The sequence below is a fragment of the Microbispora sp. H11081 genome, assembly GCF_012999535.1.
Taxonomy (GTDB): Bacteria; Actinomycetota; Actinomycetes; order Streptosporangiales; family Streptosporangiaceae; genus Microbispora.
Map to the genome: position 1 here is coordinate 371809 of NZ_JABBWV010000003.1, position 16107 is coordinate 387915.

Below are 16107 nucleotides of genomic sequence, written 5' to 3' on the forward strand. Positions count from 1 at the left end.
ACCCATTGTGTGACAAAAGGGACACGCTGCCCGGTGGTGGCCGACTACGGGAGCATGGCGAGTTGCCGCCCCTGGGCGACGAGGACGCCTTTGGCGTCCCAGATCTCGAAGTCCTCTTCGTGGTAGCCGTTGACCAGGTGGCGCGTGGTGGCGCGGCAGGCGAGCCAGCCAGGGGCGGGCCGGGCCCGTATGTGCGCGGTCAGTTCGAGCGTGGCGGAGGCGAACTCGCCGACGGCCAGCACGGCCGGGGGTGCGGCGTCCAGCAGCAGGGGCAGGGCGTCCAGGTCGGCGTGGCGGCCGTCCCTGAAGCGCATCCAGAACTCGATCGCGGCCTGCTCGGCGGGCCTCCCCTGCCACCAGCCGGGCATCTCGGCGAACCGGAACTCCATGCGTTCTGTGATGCTGACGCCCTCCAGCGACGTGCCGCCGAGCGGATCGACGCAGTCGTCCGGGTCAGGGAGGGCCGGCGGCTCGCCGGTGACGAGCGTGCGCCCGTCGGCCTGGTCGAGGGTGCCGAAGGTGGCCGTGGCCCGCAGTCGTTCCTTGCCCTCCTGCGACAGCACGACCTGGCCCGTGGCGACCCGCCGCCCGGTCCGGACGACCTCGGTGCGCAACTCCGCCGGTCCGGCGACCGCGGGGCGCAGGAAGAAGGCGGAGGCGACGAGCACATCGGGGAACGGCATCTCCTGCTTCAGCGCACGCAGGCACATCGCCATCAGGTAACCGCCGTTCGGGCCGCCGCCGAGCGCGTGCCAGCGATCGGTGACGGTGCCCGTGTATCGGTCGGGGGCCACGAGATCGGTGCGCGAGTCGGCGTCGAACTCGGACATGGACGGCGCGGTCATCGTCTCCTCCGGGTCATGCGGTGCTTAAGGTCATCGCGAGCAGGAATGATCGTTTAAACATGCCCGGTCATTTTCCTGCGCACCCCCCGCCGGGGTCGATGACCGGGCGGGTAAACGGCCTCCGGTCGGCGAGGGACGCGCGGAGCGCGGAAATCCGCCTGGAGGGGGATGAGGGGTCAAAGAGCGCTTTGACGACCGCGCGGGGTGCGGCTCCTTACGGTCCTGCGCATGCTTACCAACGCGAACTCCTTCCGCCGCGTCGCGGCCGGCGCGAGCCTCATCCTCGCCCCGCTGTGCCTGCTCCTCGGCATGGCCGCCGATCCGTCCGAGCCCGGGGTCGAAGACCCGCTCGTGTACGCGAACAACCCGGGCATCGTGGGCGTCAGCGCCACGCTCCTCCACTACGCGTGGGTCCTGTGGGTCCCCGGCGTGATCGGCCTCGTCCATCTCGTACGCGGGAAGGGCGTGGTGCTCGCCAACATCGCGGGCGTGGTCGCGGTCCTCGGCCTCATCAACTTCTCGGCACTGATGATCTCCGACTTCTTCGACATCGTGGCGTTCCAGATGCTGCCGGTGGACCAGGCGGAGAAGCTCCTGCAGGACGCGGCGCAGCCCGCGATGATCATCGCCTGGCAGATGCCGGGGATGATCGGGTCGTTCCTCGGCCTCGTGCTCGTGGCCGTCGCGTACGCCAGGGCGGGCAGGGCCGGATGGTGGTTCCCGGCCGGCGTGCTCGTCGGCATCGTCGTCTGGGTGGTCGGCGCCCGCGCGTGGAACCTCGTCCTGGGCCTCGGCGGGCCCGTCATCCTGCTGGTGGTCTTCGGCGTCGTCGGCGTCGCGATGATCCGGATGCGCGACGAGGAGTGGGCCACCACCAGGTGACCTGGGTGAGGTCCTGTTTCAGTGGGTTTCAGGTTGAAAGGGGTGATTGCGGGGAAAGCTGACTCGGCACCACCGAGTCGGCAGTCCATCGGCCCGATGGGGGGCGAATGACCGACGTGCAGAGGACCGACGCGCAGAGGACCGACGCGCAGCGGGACGTCCGGATGGGCGTCCGGAAGTACGCCCGGGACTGCTTCCGCGGCGTCACCTCCGACCGGTTGGGCGTCGAGCTGGAATTCCTGGTCTTCGACGCCGAGGATCCCGCGCTTCCCGTCCCCGTCGCCCGGATCGCGGCCGCGCTCCCCGCGCTCCCCGGCGGCAGCCGGGTGACGTTCGAACCGGGCGGGCAGCTCGAACTGTCCGCCCCGCCGGACGTCCTGCCTACCGCGATCGCGAAGCTCACCGCCGACGTCGCCGCCGTACGGCTCGCGCTCGCCCGCGCGGGGCTGCGGCTGGGCGGCCGGGGCCTCGACACGCTCCGTCCGTCCCAGCGCCAGTTACGAGAGCCGCGATACGACGCGATGGCCGCGTTCCTCGGCCGCCCGCACGGCCTCACGATGATGTGCTCGACCGCGTCCGTCCAGATCAACCTGGACTTCGGGGACGACCCCAGGGCCCGCTGGGAACGCGCCCACGTGCTCGGCCCCGTGCTGGTGGCGGCCTTCGCCAACTCGCCCGCGGGCGGGTGGGCCTCGGGCCGCCAGGCCGTGTGGAGCAGGCTCGACCCGAGCAGGACCACGCCGGTCGCGCGCGGCGGTGATCCGGCCGGCGACTGGGCGCGCTACCTTCTCGACGCCCGTCTCATGCTGGTCAGGCAGGACGGCGGCTTCCTGCCGGTGCTCGACGGCTCGGCGTTCCGCGACTTCGCCCACGTCGCTGGGCGGCCTCCCGGCGAGACCGACCTCGCCTACCACGCCACCACGCTCTTCCCGCCCGTACGGCCCCGCGGCTGGCTGGAGGTGCGCTACATCGACGCGCAGGGCGCCGCCGAGTGGCCCGTGTGCGCGGCCGTCGTCCACGCCCTCGTCACCGACGACCGGGCCGCCGCCGTCGCGCTCGAAGCGGCCAGGCCGGTCGCGCACCGGTGGGCGGACGCCGCCCGCCTCGGTCTCGCCGACCCCGATCTGCGCCGGGCCGCCTCCGTCTGCTTCCGCGCCGCCATCGAGGCCCTGCCCCGCCTCGGGGCCGAGCCCTCGCTGGTCGCCCGGGTCCGCGCCTTCGCCTCCCGGCACATCGAACCAGGCCGATCGCCGGCCGCCGACCAGATGGAGGAGATGCCAGCGTGACCGATCTCGACACCGTCCTGGGTAACGCGGGCCCGACCGGCCTGAAGGAGCGGATCGCGGCCGAGCTGGAGGCCGTACGCGAGCGGTCGCTCGCCTACACCGACACCGACGACGAGATGCTCGTACGTCAGCACTCGCCCCTGATGTCGCCGCTGGTCTGGGACCTCGCGCACGTCGGGAACTACGAGGAGCTGTGGGTGCTGCGCGAGGTGGGCGGCATCGAGCCGCTGCGCCCGGAGATCGACCACCTCTACGACGCGTTCAAGTATCCGCGCAAGGACCGGCCCTCGCTGCCGCTGCTCGGCCCGGCCGAGGCCAGGAAGTACATCTCCGGCGTACGCGGGCGGGTGCTCGACGTGCTCGACCTGGTGGACCTGACCGACCCAGCTCCGCTGCGGTCCGGCGGCTACGTATTCGGGCTGGTGCTGCAGCACGAGCACCAGCACGACGAGACGATGCTCGCCACGCTGCAGCTGTCGCGGCGGCCGGGACTGGTCCGCGACGGGGAACTGCCGCCCGGCCGGCCCGCCGGTGAGCCGGAGGTGCACATCCCCGCCGGGGTGTTCACCATGGGCACCGACACCGTGGCGTGGGCTTACGACAACGAGCGGCCCGCCCACCGGATCTACCTGCCGGGCTACTGGATCGACCGCCATCCCGTCAGCAACGGCGCGTACATGGAGTTCGTCGAGGCCGGCGGCTACCGCGACCCGCGCTGGTGGCTGCCGCAGGGCTGGGAGTGGGCCGAGCGGGCCGGTGTGGAGGCCCCGCTGTTCTGGGCCAGGGACGGCGACACCTGGTGGCGAATCCGCTTCGGCAGGGAGGAGCCCGTGCCGCCGGACGAGCCGGTGCAGCACGTCTCGTGGTACGAGGCCGACGCGTACGCCCGGTGGGCGGGCAAGCGGCTGCCGACCGAGGCCGAGTGGGAGAAGGCCTGTGGGGGGCGCGGATACCCCTGGGGCGAGGCCGATCCCGGCCACCTCGGGCGCTGGGCCAACCTCGGTCACCGCGCCGCCCGGCCCGCGCCCGTCGGTGCGTTCCCCGACGGCGCGAGCCCGTACGGGGTGGAACAGCTCATCGGGGACGTCTGGGAATGGACGGACTCCTGGTTCCAGCCCTATCCCGGCTATCGCTGCTTCCCGTACGAGGAGTACAGCAAGGTCTTCTTCGGGGAGACCTACCGCGTGCTGCGCGGCGGGTCGTGGGCCACCCATCCGTCCGCCGTGCGCACGACGTTCCGCAACTGGGACTACCCGATCCGGCGGCAGATCTTCGCCGGGTTCCGCTGCGCCCGCTCGGAGGACTGAGGCGATGTGCCGTCACGCGGCGTGGCTGGGCCCGGCGCGGTCCCTGACCTCGCTGATCAGCGACCCCGAGCACGGGCTGCTGCGCCAGTCGTACGCGCCCCGCATGCAGAAACACGGGACCGTGAACGCGGACGGGTTCGGCTTCGGCTGGTACGACGGCCCCCGGCCCGTGCGCTACCGCCGTACGGTGCCCATCTGGGCGGACGCCAACATGCCGGGCCTCGCCGCGGTGGCGCGGTCGTCCTGCCTCATCGCGGCGGTCAGGTCGGCCACGGCCGGCATGCCGATCGAGGAGAGCGCCACCGCGCCGTTCGCCGACGGGCCCTGGCTGCTCAGCCACAACGGCCGGGTGCGGCGGGAGGCCGTCCGGCCACTCGCGGCCGACGCGGAGAGCGTCTGCGACTCGGCGTGGCTCGCCGCGGCCGTGTTCGCCCGGCTGCGGGACGGCCTGGCGCTCGGCGACGTCCTGCCCGGCGTCGTCCGCCAGGCCGCCGAGCGGGACTCGGAGGCCCGCCTCAACCTGCTCGTCACGGGAGGTTCCCACCTGGCCGCCGTCGTGTGGGGCGACACGTTGTTCACGCACCTGGGAGAGGGGGTGCTCGTCGCGAGCGAGCCGCTGGACGACCGGCCGGGCTGGCGGGCCGTGCCCGACAGGAGCCTGCTGCTCGCGTCCCCCGACGGAGTTTCTGTGACACCCATCGATTGAGAGGCGACCATGAGCGTCACGGATCATCTCGGCGGCGGCTACCTGCGCCAGGCTCTGGAGAGCGACGTACGCGCCGGGCTCACCTCGTCACCCAAGTGGCTGCCGCCCAAGTGGTTCTACGACGCGGCGGGCAGCGAGCTGTTCTCGCGGATCACCCGGCTGGCGGAGTACTACCCCACCCGGCGCGAGCTGGAGATCCTGCGCCGCCGCGCCGTCGACGTCGCCGGTCTCACCCGGGCCGACACGCTCGTCGAGCTTGGCTCGGGCACCAGCGAGAAGACCGTGCTCCTGCTCGACGCGCTGGCCAACGCAGGGACGCTGCGGGCCTACACGCCGGTCGACGTCGACGCCGTGACGCTGGCCGCCGCGGCCGAGCGGCTCGCCGTACGGTATCCGGGCCTGGACACGCGGCCGGTGCGCGCCGACTTCGAGCAGCACCTGGCGCTGCTGCCCAGGACGGGAAGGCGGCTGGTGGCGTTCCTCGGCGGCACGATCGGCAACCTGCCGCCCGCCGCCAGGGAGATGTTCCTCAAGGAGTTGCGCGCCACGCTGCGGCCGGGCGACACCGTGCTGCTCGGCGCCGACCTGGTGAAGGACCCCGCCCGGCTGGTCAGGGCGTACGACGACCCGGGGGGAGTGACGGCGGCCTTCAACCGCAACGTGCTGCGCGTGCTCAACCGGGAGCTGGACGCGGACTTCGAGCCGGAGGCGTTCGAGCACGTCGCGCTGTGGGACGAGGACAACGAGTGGATCGAGATGCGGCTGCGGGCCACCCGGCCGATGGAGGTCGGGATCGGGGCGCTCGGGCTCACGGTGACCTTCGCCGAGGGCGAGGAGACGCGGACGGAGATCAGCGCCAAGTTCCGCAGGGAGGGAATGCTGGACGAGCTGTCGAGGGCCGGTTTCGCCGTCTGCCGCTGGTACACCGACAGCGCAGGCGACTTCGCCCTCACCCTCGCCGCCATCCCCCCACCCAACACCCCGTGATCTTGTAGTTTGTCGCAGGGATGCCGGTTGACCTGGCCCGTAACCGTCCGTGATCTTGCACTAAATCCGGGCGTACGGGGTCTGACCTGGGCGGTCGCTTTCCGTGATCTTGCAGTCCCGGGTCGTGGATTCGGCAGTCATCTCGGAGTGCATGATCACGAATGGCGTCTTGCCTGGTCGGGGCGGGATTCGTAGCAGACTCTGCAAGATCACGAAGGGGAGAAGGCCTGCTCGGGGGTGGTCTCTGCGACAAACTACAAGATCACCGCGGTGAGGGGGTTGCGGGGAGGGGGAGACGTAGGACGAAGCGGGCGCCGCGGGGGGAGTCCTCTACCCGCAGGGTCCCGTGGTGGGCGTCCGCCGTTATGCGGCAGAGGGCGAGGCCCAGCCCCGTCCCCTTCGGGTCGCGACGGCGCCCGTCCTTCAGCCGGACGAACGGCTCGAAGACCCGCTCGCGATCCTCCGGTGCGATGCCGTCGCCGTCGTCGAGCACGGTGACGACCGCCTCGTCGCCGGACCGCTCGACCGTGACCTCCACCTCGCTGTACGCGTGCCGCTGGGCGTTCACCAGCAGGTTGGTCAGCACGCCGCACAGCTGGATCCGGTTGCCGAGCACGGTCACGTCGCCCTTGACCACGGTCCGCACGGGCACGCCGCCGGTGCGGGCGGCGGCCTCCTCCTGCGCGAGCGTCCCGAGGTCGACCCGCTCGGGTTCTGTCAACGCGGCCGTGCGGACGCGGGCGACGGTGAGCATCTCGTCGATGATCGCCTGGCATCGCTCGGTCGTACGCACTGCCGTCCGGATGGTCTCGTACGGGTCGGTCTCCTCGCGGTAGAGCAGGGCCTCCTCCAGCTGGGTGCGCAGCCCGGCGAGCGGGGTCCGCAGCTCGTGGGAGACCATCGAGGCGAAGTGCCGCTGCTGGCGCACGGACGTGTCGAGGCGTTCGAGGAAGTTGTTGGAGGCGCGGGCGAGCTCGGCGATCTCGTCACGGCCGGACGGCTGGGGGACCCGCAGGCTGAGGTCGCGCACGGTGATCTCTGTTACCTTCTCTCGAATCTCTCTGACCGGACGCAGCGTGCGCCCCGCGAGGCGCCAGCTCGCCCAGGTCCATCCCGCCGTCATCAACAGCACTCCGATCGCGGTGAACAGTTCCAGCCGCCGGGTGGCCAGGAGGCCGGGCTCGGCCCTCCCCGCGTAGACGGCGTGCGGCTCGCCGTTCCAGAACAGGCGGGACTGCACCGGCAGGACCCGTACGGCGGTGAGCACCACGCACCTGCCCTTGTCCTGGCACTCGATCCGGTACTGCAGGCGGTCCTGGCCGGCGGGAAAGGGGGAGGTCAGAGGGGCTTTTCCGCTTCCTGCCCGGCTGGCGGTGATCACCCGGTTGCCGGAGTCGACGAGTTGCACGAGATCCTTGTGCGTGGCCGGCGGCGCGGGGATGCCGTTGGGGCCCATCGAGGCGATCCAGTCGGTGGCCACCCGCTGGGTGTCCATGAAGAGGTGGCTGTGGATGCGGTTCCGGATGGCGATGTCGATACCGGCTCCGATGACGGTCAGGACGACCAGGGAGATGATCGCGCTCATCAGGGCGGTTCGCGCTTGGATCGAGCTTGGGCGTAAAGCGTTGGGCATGCGCCGACCCGCCATGAGCCCTCCCTTGCCGTCCGTATTGCAATGCACAGGAAAAAAAGGTTAATAAGCGATATCCCGAATCGGCGTCGCCAAGCCGTTTTGGATCACAAACGTTGCGATTTCGGGGTGAAGGGTTGGCGGTATCTTTGCCTGATCATGCATCCGCCCTGGTAGAGCGCCTTGATTTCTTTATCTCCGCGATTTGGATCCATTGGCCAAAGTGGCGATTGTGAAAAAAGCGCTGGATGTGGTCGCCAGGACGAGACACAGGCCGACGATCGCCGCCACGGCCGGCCAGGGCACGAGCAGAGGGACGGAATCCCCGGCCATCTGCGCCAATCCGGCGCGCATTCCCAGCAGTGCGGGAAGGGCCACCGCGAAGCCGAGCACGGCGCCCGTCCCCGTGACGAGAGCCGCCTCGGCGGCGATCGCCGCGATCGCCTGCCGCCGTGTCGCGCCGGCCAGGCGCAGGACCACGACATCGCGGACCCGCGCCGACGCCGCCATGACCTGCGTGTTGACGATGGCGAGGCCGGCGTAACCGGCCGAGACCCCGACCAGCAGGAGCGTGAACAGCCAGACCAGCCGGTCCTCCTCCGCCTGCTCGCCGGCCGCGCGGTCGGCGACGCTCACCGTCTTCGCCCCCAGGCCGGGGAAGGCACGTCCGGGCGGCCCGGACACGTACGCCTCGGGGGTCAGCGCCGACGGGTCGTGGGCGCGGACCATGTCCCTGGAGACCAGCACCTCCGCCGGAGCATCGGCCAGGATCGCCGCGATCCGCAGGCGCACGGTCCGGCCGTCCTCGAAGGTGATCGGCACGCGGTCCCCCGTCCGCCAGCCGTGGTCCCGCGCGGTCGACCCGGCGACCGACATCGCGTCGCCGTCCAGTTCACCACCGGAGTCGCCCAGCGCGGTGAGCGGGCTGTCGCCGTACACGGTGGTGGGAAGCGGGGCCGTGGTGGCCGAGGCCGCCCGCAGCGCCGCGTCCGAGAGGCCCGGAGCGGCGTCGGGCACGAGCACCGCGGTCGCGCCGCCCGCGGCTCCCTCCACGGTGTACGCCGCGGCGGTCGTGCGCACCATGCCGGTGACGAGCACGGCGAAACCGACCGTGAGCAGCACCGGGGCCGCGGTGGCGGCCGTGCGCCGCACGGCCGTCGCCGCGCCGCGCGCGGCCAGCATGCCCACCGCCGATCGGCCCTTCGGCCACATGAGGGCCCAGGACAAGGCGCGGACGAGCGGTGGCAGGACGACCGGCGCGAGCAGCGTGAGCCCGGCTATCAGCGCCATCGCGGCGAGCAGGACGTCGTTCACCAGGGCGTCCTCCCGGGCGGAACCGCTCGCCACCGCCATGGACAGGCCGCCGGTCACGGCCAGGGCCCCGGTGATCCACCGGGTCCGCGTCATGGGCCCGCCGCCCGCGGCGTGCTCGCGCAGTGCCTCCAGGGGACGGACCCGGGCGGCCCGGCGTGCCGCCGACCACGCGCCGAGCAGGGCCGCCGCGATCCCGGCCGCGACCGCCCCCGCGAGCGGCCACGGCGTGAACCGCACGCCGAACGACGAGGGCTCGATGCCCGCCGATACGAGCACCTCGCCCACCCCGGGCGCGACGGCGGCCCCCAGCAGGGTCCCGGCCGTGGCCGCGACCACGCCGACGGCGAGGGCCTCGCCGTACACGATCAGCCCGACCTGACGCGGGGTGGCGCCGGCCGTCCGCAGCAGAGCGAACTCACGGCGCCGCTGGTGCACCCGGAACGCGAAGGTGGACGCCACCAGGAACACGGACACGAAGCCGCCGAGCAGCGCCATCGCGGTCAGCACCTGCATTCCGATCCAGCGGGTGCGGGCGTCGCCGGCGGATTCCGCCGCCGCCCGGCCCGCTCCCGCGAGCACCTGTCCTGCCTCGCCGACGACCTCGCGTACGGCACGCGACACGGCGGCCCGCAGCGCGGCGGGAGGGGCTCCCGGCCTGGTCAGCAGCCCGATGACCCGGACGCCTCCCCCGAGCCGCCCGGCCTCGCCGTCCGACACGTACGGCCCGGGGCCGTCGGTGAGGCCGGTGACCGTGTACGGCGCCGGTCCGCGCGCCGTCAGCAGCGTGACGGGCGAGCCCGGCACGAGCCCGAGCGCGCGGTCGAGCACCACCTCTCCGGCGCGGACCGGCTCCCGGCCGGCCACCAGCCGATGCGCCGCCAGCGCGGCGACGCTCCAGCTCCGGGCCTCGTGCGCGCCCGCGGGCCTGCCGCCGACGACGGCCTGGGCGTGGAAGGCGCGATCGGGTACGGCCGCCGCGACACCGGGCACGGAGGCCAGCGCGCGGACCAGCGACTCGGCGGTCTCGGGGGACCAGGGCCGGTTCTCCCTGAAGCCGTTCTCCTCGCCGGGTGTGCCGGGGCCGCGTACGAGCAGGGGCGCGGCGGCGTACCGCTCGGGCACGCGCGGGCCCGCGGAGGTCAGCAGCAGCGCTGTGGCGGAGAGGATGACGGTGCCGAGGCAGAGCGCGACGAAACCGCCCACGAGTCCCGTCCTCCGGCCACGGAGCAGGGAGCGCAGCAGGGCGAGGCTCAACATGTCTCCTCAAGCAGGGCCACGCGCGAGGCGATGTCGGCGGCGCTCGACCGGCTCAGCTCCCCGGCGAGCCGGCCGTCCGCCAGCAGCACGACCCGGTCCGCGTACGCCGCGGCGGCGGGGTCGTGGGTGACCATGACAACGGTCTGTCCGCGGGCGTCCACGAGCCCGCGCAGCAGTTCCATGACCCTGCGGGACGCGGCACTGTCGAGCGCGCCGGTCGGCTCGTCGGCGAAGAGCACGGCGGGACGGGTGATCAGTGTGCGGGCGATCGCCACCCGCTGCCGTTCGCCGCCGGACAGTTCGGCGGGCCGATGCCCGGCCCGGTGCGCGAGGCCGACCTCTGCCAGCGCGTCGCGCACCGAGGCGGGAGAGGCGCGGCGGCCGGCCAGGCGCAGGGGCAGAGTCACGTTCTCCTCGGCGGTGAGCGCGTCGACCAGGTTGTAGTCCTGGAAGACGAAGCCGACCCGGCTCTGGCGCAGCAGGGTGAGCGCCCTCTCGTCCAGAGAGCCGAGGTCGGTGCCTTCGATCAGCACGGTCCCGGACGCCGGCCGGTCGAGCCCGGCGGCGCAGTGCAGCAGTGTGGACTTGCCGGAGCCCGACGGCCCCATCACGGCCGTGAACGTCCCCTCGCCGAAGCCGAGGCTCACGCCGTCGAGAGCGGTCACCGCGCCCGGCCCGGTGCCGTACACCATGCGGATCGAGTCGAGCATGACCACCTGCCCGGTCGTCCGTGTCATGTCGGTTGGCGTCATGTCGGTTGGAGTCATGCCGTTCAGCCAACCTGCGGCGGGCCCGCGTGGCATTGGCGCTGGGGCGAGGACCGAAGGTATTCCCAGCACTACCGACACCGGCGCGTCCAGCGGTTAGCGTCGGAGCCGTGGCCGCCCCCATCCTCGTCCCCGCCGTCCCTCCCGCCGCCCTCGCGCCGCGGACCGCGCTGGACGCGCTCGCCGGGCCGCCTGGGCGTTTCCTGACCTCGGCCTGGCCCTGGCGTTCCCTGGCGTTCCTGCTGGCCGGGATCGTGCCGGCGTTCGCGTTCGCCACCGTGCTGTCGTCGGCGCGCGCGGCGGGCGGCGTCGCGGGCGCGATCACCGCCGTGCCGGCGGCCGCCCTGGTGGCCTCCGCGCTGCTGGTGCCCGTGGCCTGGTTCGAGCGCTGGCGGCTGCGGCTCGCGGACCGGCAGCCGGTGCGCGGGCCGCGGGGCGGCAGGTGGCCGGGGTGGCGGGAAGCGGGGCACGCCCTGGTGGCGCTGATCGTGCTCGGCTGGGTGGACCTGCTGGTGGCGGTGGTCGCGATCGCCGGGCCGGCCGTGCTGATCCTTTCTCCGGTCGTACAGCCGATCAGCCCCGAGGGCGAGGCCACACTGGGGGAGACCTTCGTCGGCACGGCGGCCGGACTGCTGCTGGTGCCCGTGGCCGCGTACGTCATCAGCGCCTGGACGGGCGCCAGGGCGGCGATGGCGCGGGCGATGCTCGTCCCGCAGGAGGCCGAGACACGCGAGATCGCACGGTCCCGGGCGCGGCTGGTGGACGCCCATGAGGCCGAGCGCCGCCGCATCGAGCGCGACCTGCACGACGGCGCGCAGCAGCGACTGGTGGCGCTGTCGATGAAGCTCGGCCTCGCCGGGCTCGACCTTCCGCCGGGCTCGCCCGCGGCCCTGCGGATCGAGGAGGCCCGTGAGCTGGCCGGGCAGGCGCTCGAGGAGCTGCGCGAGCTGATCCGCGGGGTCCATCCGCAGGTGCTCGCCGACCGCGGGCTGCCCGCCGCCGTACGCGACGTCGCCGGAAGGTCGCCGGTGCCCGTGCGGGTGGACATCGCGCTGGACCGGCGGCTGCCGGCCAGGGTGGAGGCGGCGGCCTACTACGTCGTCTGCGAGACGCTGGCGAACGTGGCCAAGCACAGCGGCGCGAAATCCTGTGTGGTGCGCGGACGGCTGCGCCGGGGCATGCTCGTGCTGGAGGTCGCCGACGACGGGCAGGGGGGAGCGGACCCCGGGCTCGGCACCGGTCTGACCGGGCTCGCCGACCGGGTGGCGGCCGTCGAGGGCACGCTCGGCGTCGAGAGCCCCCGGGGCGGCCCGACGAAGGTCAGGACGGAGATCCCGTGCGCGTGGTGATCGCCGAGGACTCGGTGCTGCTCCGGGAGGGACTGGCCGGCCTGCTGGAACGCTTCGGGCACGACGTCGCCGCCGCGGTGGGCGACGCGCCCGCGCTGGTCGCGGCCGTCGCCGAGCAGGCGCCGGACATCGTGATCGCGGATGTGCGCATGCCCCCCTGCTTCAGTGACGAGGGGCTGCGGGCCGTGCTGGAGTTGCGGGCGGCGCGGCCGTACCTGCCGGTGCTCGTGCTCAGCCAGTACGTCGAGCAGACCTACGCCGCCGAGTTGCTCGACCAGGCGGGCGCCGGCGGCGTCGGCTACCTGCTGAAGGACCGGATCGGTGACGTCGCGCAGTTCGCCGCCGCGGTGACGACGGTCGCGGGCGGCGGCACGGTGATCGACCCGGAGGTGGTCCGGCAACTGCTGCGGGGGCGAGGCGACCCGCTGGCCCGGCTCACGCCGCGCGAGCGCGAGGTCCTCTCCCTGGTCGCGGAGGGCCGCTCCAACGCCGCGATCGCGCGGGCGCTGTTCGTCTCAGACGCGGCAGTCGCCAAGCACATCGCGAGCATCCTCGCCAAGCTCGACCTGCCTCCGGACGCCGACGACCACCGGCGGGTGCTCGCCGTCCTCGCCTACCTGCGCGCCGCCGCGTGAGCGGGGGCCGGCGCCTGGGCGCGAGCCGTGACGGCGGGATCAGGCAGACGTCGCTGGACTGCGCCTCGTTTCCTGATCCATCTCACCAGCTCGACGACCAGGGTGATCGACAACACGATGCCGAGGCCGAGGAGCAGGCCCTTGATCGGGTCGTTCTCGAACGCCATCCCGCCGAAGAAGCCGATCAGCCCTGAGTACACCGCCCACGAGGCCGCCGCGATCACGTCGAAGAGCGTGAACGAGCGCAGCGGATGCCGTACGGCGCCCATGGTGAGCGTGGTCGCGGTGCGCCCGCCGGGGATGTACCTGGCCACGACCAGGACGAGGCCGCCCCGCTCGGCCAGCGCGTTCCGCGCCCAGACGAACGGCTTCTTCTCCCGCACCCTGCCCCCCGACCGGTAGCCGATCAGGTAGGAGACGTGGTCACCCGCGCACGCGCCGAGAGCCGCCACCACGATGACCAGGGCCAGGTTGGTCTCGCCCGACGCGGCGAACACCCCGGCGGTGATCACCGAGGTCTCCGCCGGCACGACAGGGAAGAACCCGTCGAGCAGTGCCAGGGCGAACAGCGCCACGTACAACCAGGGCGACGACATCACCTGCTGAACCAGGTCGAGGACGGCGTGCGACATCAGCAGGACTCCGATCGTTGGACACCCGTACACGGTGTCGGCCCGGGAGCATCGGGGACATCCGGGATGTCCCGGATCGGACGCGGAACGATCCCGTACGGGGATCAGGGCCGACGCCATGAAGGTAGGCGCCGCGCGGATCACGGCACATCGGACGAACGACGGGCGTCACCCCCTACTTTGGTCGCCCGAACTGTCCGGAAGTCAGGGTCTGGTGACGGGAGGCGCGGGCGGGATCAGCGTGCGGAGACCGGTTGGGGGGCGGGCATGACGCGCCGGACCTGCTCGCGTACGCGGGGCGTGAGCTCGGCGGTCAGCGCCTTCTCCGTGGTCCGCAGCCGGTTGAGGGCGAGGGCGAGCGCGGTGCCCCAGAGCAGGTGTCCCGCCAGCAGCGCGGCCTGGCGTCCCACGCGGTCCTTCGGAACGGGCGGGTGCACGCCGATGCTCGGCGCCATCCCCTGGCAGCCGAAGTACCACACCAGCAACCCGTACGCCGTGCCGATCGGCACGGGCACCCGCTGACCGGCCGACAGCAGGCCGAGCACGGAGCCGCAGGAGGAGCCGAACGCGAAGTGCGCGATCGTCCCGAGCACGTTCTCGCCCCTCCTGGGCTTCTCACGCCCGGGAAAGGTCAGCCGCGCGAACCGCCGCGGCGGCGGCTCCTCCAGCACGCCGGCCCTGTCCGCCGCCATCAGCATCGCGCTGTACACGGCCGTCGCGAGCGCGCCGCCGACGGCGCCGTTCACCAGGTTGCGCATCATGTGGAGCCTCTTCCCACCCCCGCTGGATCACCCGCCCTCGCGGTGCCCCGTTCTCGGTAAACAATCAAGGCAGGTATGGCGCGGCCAGCCCATGAGCGGTCATTTCGGGACGATCGTAGTGAGCAGGTTGTCCCAGTCTGTGAGGAAGCGGTCGAGGTTGTAGCGGGCCAGCGCGGCGGCGCGGGCCGCCTTGCCTGCCTGTACGGCGAGCTCGGGCTCGTTGGCGAACCGGTCGAGGGCGCGCAGCAGGGTGGGCAGCTTGGTGGAGACGATCCCGGCCTCCGGCGGCACCGCCTCCACAGCCTCGGTGGTGGCGAGCGCGACGATCGGCATGCCGATCATCATGGCCTCGATGAGCGACAGGCCGAGCGAGGTCCAGCGGTAGGGGTGCAGGTAGACCCGCCGTCTGGCCAGCTCGGCGTGCATGGCGGCCTGGGGGAGGTCCTCGAAGGTGACCATCTCCCGGTCCAGGCCGAGCTTGGACGGCAGGTTCGTCACCTTCATGCCGAACACGTCGAGCGGGGCCGTGGCGGCGAACGTGGGCAGCAGGTCGGTGCCCGCGACCCGCCAGCGCCTGATCGGCTCGTTGACGACCACGCCGGCGCGGGCCAGTTCGCCCGTGTACAGGTGGCCGGGGTCGACCACGCCGTGCTCGATCACGTGGGTCGGCGCGCTGCCGCAGTCCCAGAACAGGTCGTTGAAGTGGGTGACGTGGACGACCGGGATGTCGTCCCGGCCGGCCAGCGGGTGGCGGGTCCTGGGCACGTCCCCCGCCGGGGTGTTGTGCTCGACGTAGACGCCCGGCACCTCGCGCCCCAGCCATTCGCGGGCCAGGTCGATCTCGTGCGGCCGCTGGTAGACGACCAGGTCGACGTCCTCGGCGGCGAACCGGTCGTACGGGACCTCCCGGGCGCCGGCGGGCCAGGGATAGGTGGCGGCCCGGCCGCGCCCGTCGGGGCCTCGGTCGGGGGTCAGCGGCACCAGATATTCGTGCTCCCCGTGCACGAAGGAGGTGGTCCACGAGCCGTGGACATGCCAGACCATGATCTTCATCGCGTCGCTCCCCGTCCCTCGTCCTGCAGACCTCGCAACACCGCGCCTCCTGCCGCCTCACCCACCTGCCCCGGTCATGCCCCCTCATCCTCAGCTGTGAGCTGAACTCCCCCGAGCACCAGGTCGACGGCGGCGGTGAGGTCGGCCGCCACCTCGGGGGCGGCCGCCACCTCCTCGGGCAGCGTCACCGGGGTCGGCACGAGGATGCCTCTCGCGCCGGCGGCGCGGGCCGCCGCCATGTCCCTGCCGATGTCGCCGATCACCACGCAGTCCTCGGGAGGAACGCCGAGCCGCCGGGCCGCGCGCAGCACGAGGCCGGGCGCGGGTTTGCGGCAGTCGCAGCGGTGGCCGTCGTCGTGCGGGCAGACCTCCCACACGTCGAACGGGCCGAGCAGGGCGTCCACCCGGTCGTTCACGGCCTGGAGGGCATCCGGGGCGATGAGGCCCTTGGCCACTCCCGACTGGTTGGTCACGACCCCGATCGCGATGCCCGCCGCGCGGAGCCGCGCGAGCGCCTCCCCGGCCCCCGGGACGGGCTCGACGCGCTCGGGATCGGAGTTGTACGGGACGTCGATGATGAGCGTTCCGTCACGGTCGAAGAGCACCGCGGCGGGCCTGCGGACGGGATCGTGCACGGGCGACCTCCAGTGCGAATCGCCCGCCGGGCTACCCCGGGGACAAAGAGGCAAACACCGG

Annotated in this window: 15 protein-coding genes; 7 read left to right on the forward strand and 8 right to left on the reverse strand. The window is 72.7% G+C overall.

Annotated elements, in window-relative coordinates; translation table 11 throughout:
* Positions 1-44: 44 nt before the first annotated feature.
* On the reverse strand, positions 45-845 hold the full coding sequence (locus HHX31_RS11305) for a thioesterase family protein (protein WP_169947912.1): 801 nt from the start codon (positions 843-845) through the stop codon (positions 45-47).
* 228 nt (positions 846-1073) lie between these two features.
* Between HHX31_RS11305 and HHX31_RS11310 the strand changes: the two genes are divergently transcribed.
* The 5 genes from HHX31_RS11310 to egtD all read left to right on the forward strand — a co-directional run bounded on the left by HHX31_RS11310 (position 1074) and on the right by egtD (position 6013).
* Entirely contained in the window at positions 1074-1727 is a 654-nt protein-coding gene (locus HHX31_RS11310; protein ID WP_169947914.1) for a hypothetical protein, read from the forward strand.
* Between the two features lie 107 nt (positions 1728-1834).
* Positions 1835-3013 carry an ergothioneine biosynthesis glutamate--cysteine ligase EgtA gene (gene egtA / locus HHX31_RS11315; protein WP_249345866.1) on the forward strand — a complete coding sequence of 393 codons (1179 nt, stop codon included), beginning with the start codon at positions 1835-1837 and terminating at the stop codon, positions 3011-3013.
* The gene (egtB, locus tag HHX31_RS11320; protein ID WP_169947915.1) at positions 3010-4320 is read left to right on the forward strand and encodes an ergothioneine biosynthesis protein EgtB; all 1311 of its coding nucleotides are present in this window, start codon (positions 3010-3012) and stop codon (positions 4318-4320) included. Before egtA ends, egtB begins: the two co-directional genes overlap by 4 nt.
* Before the next feature lie 4 nt (positions 4321-4324).
* Positions 4325-5026, forward strand: coding sequence for an ergothioneine biosynthesis protein EgtC (egtC, locus tag HHX31_RS11325; RefSeq protein WP_169947918.1), 702 nt, complete (start codon positions 4325-4327; stop codon positions 5024-5026).
* Positions 5027-5035: 9 nt separating this feature from the next.
* Positions 5036-6013, forward strand: a complete 978-nt coding sequence (gene egtD, locus HHX31_RS11330) for an L-histidine N(alpha)-methyltransferase (RefSeq protein ID WP_169947920.1) — start codon at positions 5036-5038, stop codon at positions 6011-6013.
* 262 nt (positions 6014-6275) lie between these two features.
* On the opposite strand, the gene HHX31_RS11335 is transcribed toward egtD, so the two are convergent.
* The 3 genes from HHX31_RS11335 to HHX31_RS11345 form a co-directional block, all read right to left on the reverse strand.
* Positions 6276-7598, reverse strand: a complete 1323-nt coding sequence (locus HHX31_RS11335; protein ID WP_169947922.1) for a HAMP domain-containing sensor histidine kinase — start codon at positions 7596-7598, stop codon at positions 6276-6278.
* A gap of 237 nt (positions 7599-7835) precedes the next feature.
* Positions 7836-10214 carry an ABC transporter permease gene (locus HHX31_RS11340; protein ID WP_169947924.1) on the reverse strand — a complete coding sequence of 793 codons (2379 nt, stop codon included), beginning with the start codon at positions 10212-10214 and terminating at the stop codon, positions 7836-7838.
* Positions 10208-10951, reverse strand: a complete 744-nt coding sequence (locus HHX31_RS11345) for an ABC transporter ATP-binding protein (protein WP_169947926.1) — start codon at positions 10949-10951, stop codon at positions 10208-10210. The genes HHX31_RS11340 and HHX31_RS11345 overlap by 7 nt, the downstream gene beginning before the upstream one ends.
* Positions 10952-11091: 140 nt before the next feature.
* Here HHX31_RS11345 and HHX31_RS34240 point away from each other — a divergent pair, with 140 nt between their 5' ends.
* Positions 11092-12330: a histidine kinase gene (locus tag HHX31_RS34240; RefSeq protein WP_311931737.1), complete on the forward strand. Its 1239-nt coding sequence runs from the start codon at positions 11092-11094 to the stop codon at positions 12328-12330.
* A complete protein-coding gene (locus HHX31_RS11355) occupies positions 12318-12965 on the forward strand; it encodes a response regulator transcription factor (RefSeq protein ID WP_169947928.1) in 648 nt (215 codons plus the stop codon). The genes HHX31_RS34240 and HHX31_RS11355 overlap by 13 nt, the downstream gene beginning before the upstream one ends.
* Here HHX31_RS11355 and HHX31_RS11360 read toward each other — a convergent pair.
* From HHX31_RS11360 to HHX31_RS11375, 4 genes are all read right to left on the reverse strand, one after another.
* Positions 12944-13597, reverse strand: a complete 654-nt coding sequence (locus HHX31_RS11360) for a DedA family protein (protein ID WP_169947930.1) — start codon at positions 13595-13597, stop codon at positions 12944-12946. The genes HHX31_RS11355 and HHX31_RS11360 overlap by 22 nt on opposite strands.
* 236 nt (positions 13598-13833) lie before the next feature.
* Complete coding sequence (locus tag HHX31_RS11365) at positions 13834-14358, reverse strand: DUF6789 family protein (protein WP_169947932.1); 525 nt, start codon at positions 14356-14358, stop codon at positions 13834-13836.
* Between the two features lie 99 nt (positions 14359-14457).
* Positions 14458-15411, reverse strand: coding sequence for a glycosyltransferase (locus HHX31_RS11370; RefSeq protein ID WP_169947934.1), 954 nt, complete (start codon positions 15409-15411; stop codon positions 14458-14460).
* A 74-nt stretch (positions 15412-15485) separates the two neighbouring features.
* A complete protein-coding gene (locus HHX31_RS11375) occupies positions 15486-16046 on the reverse strand; it encodes an HAD-IIIA family hydrolase (RefSeq protein WP_311931738.1) in 561 nt (186 codons plus the stop codon).
* Positions 16047-16107: the final 61 nt, after the last annotated feature.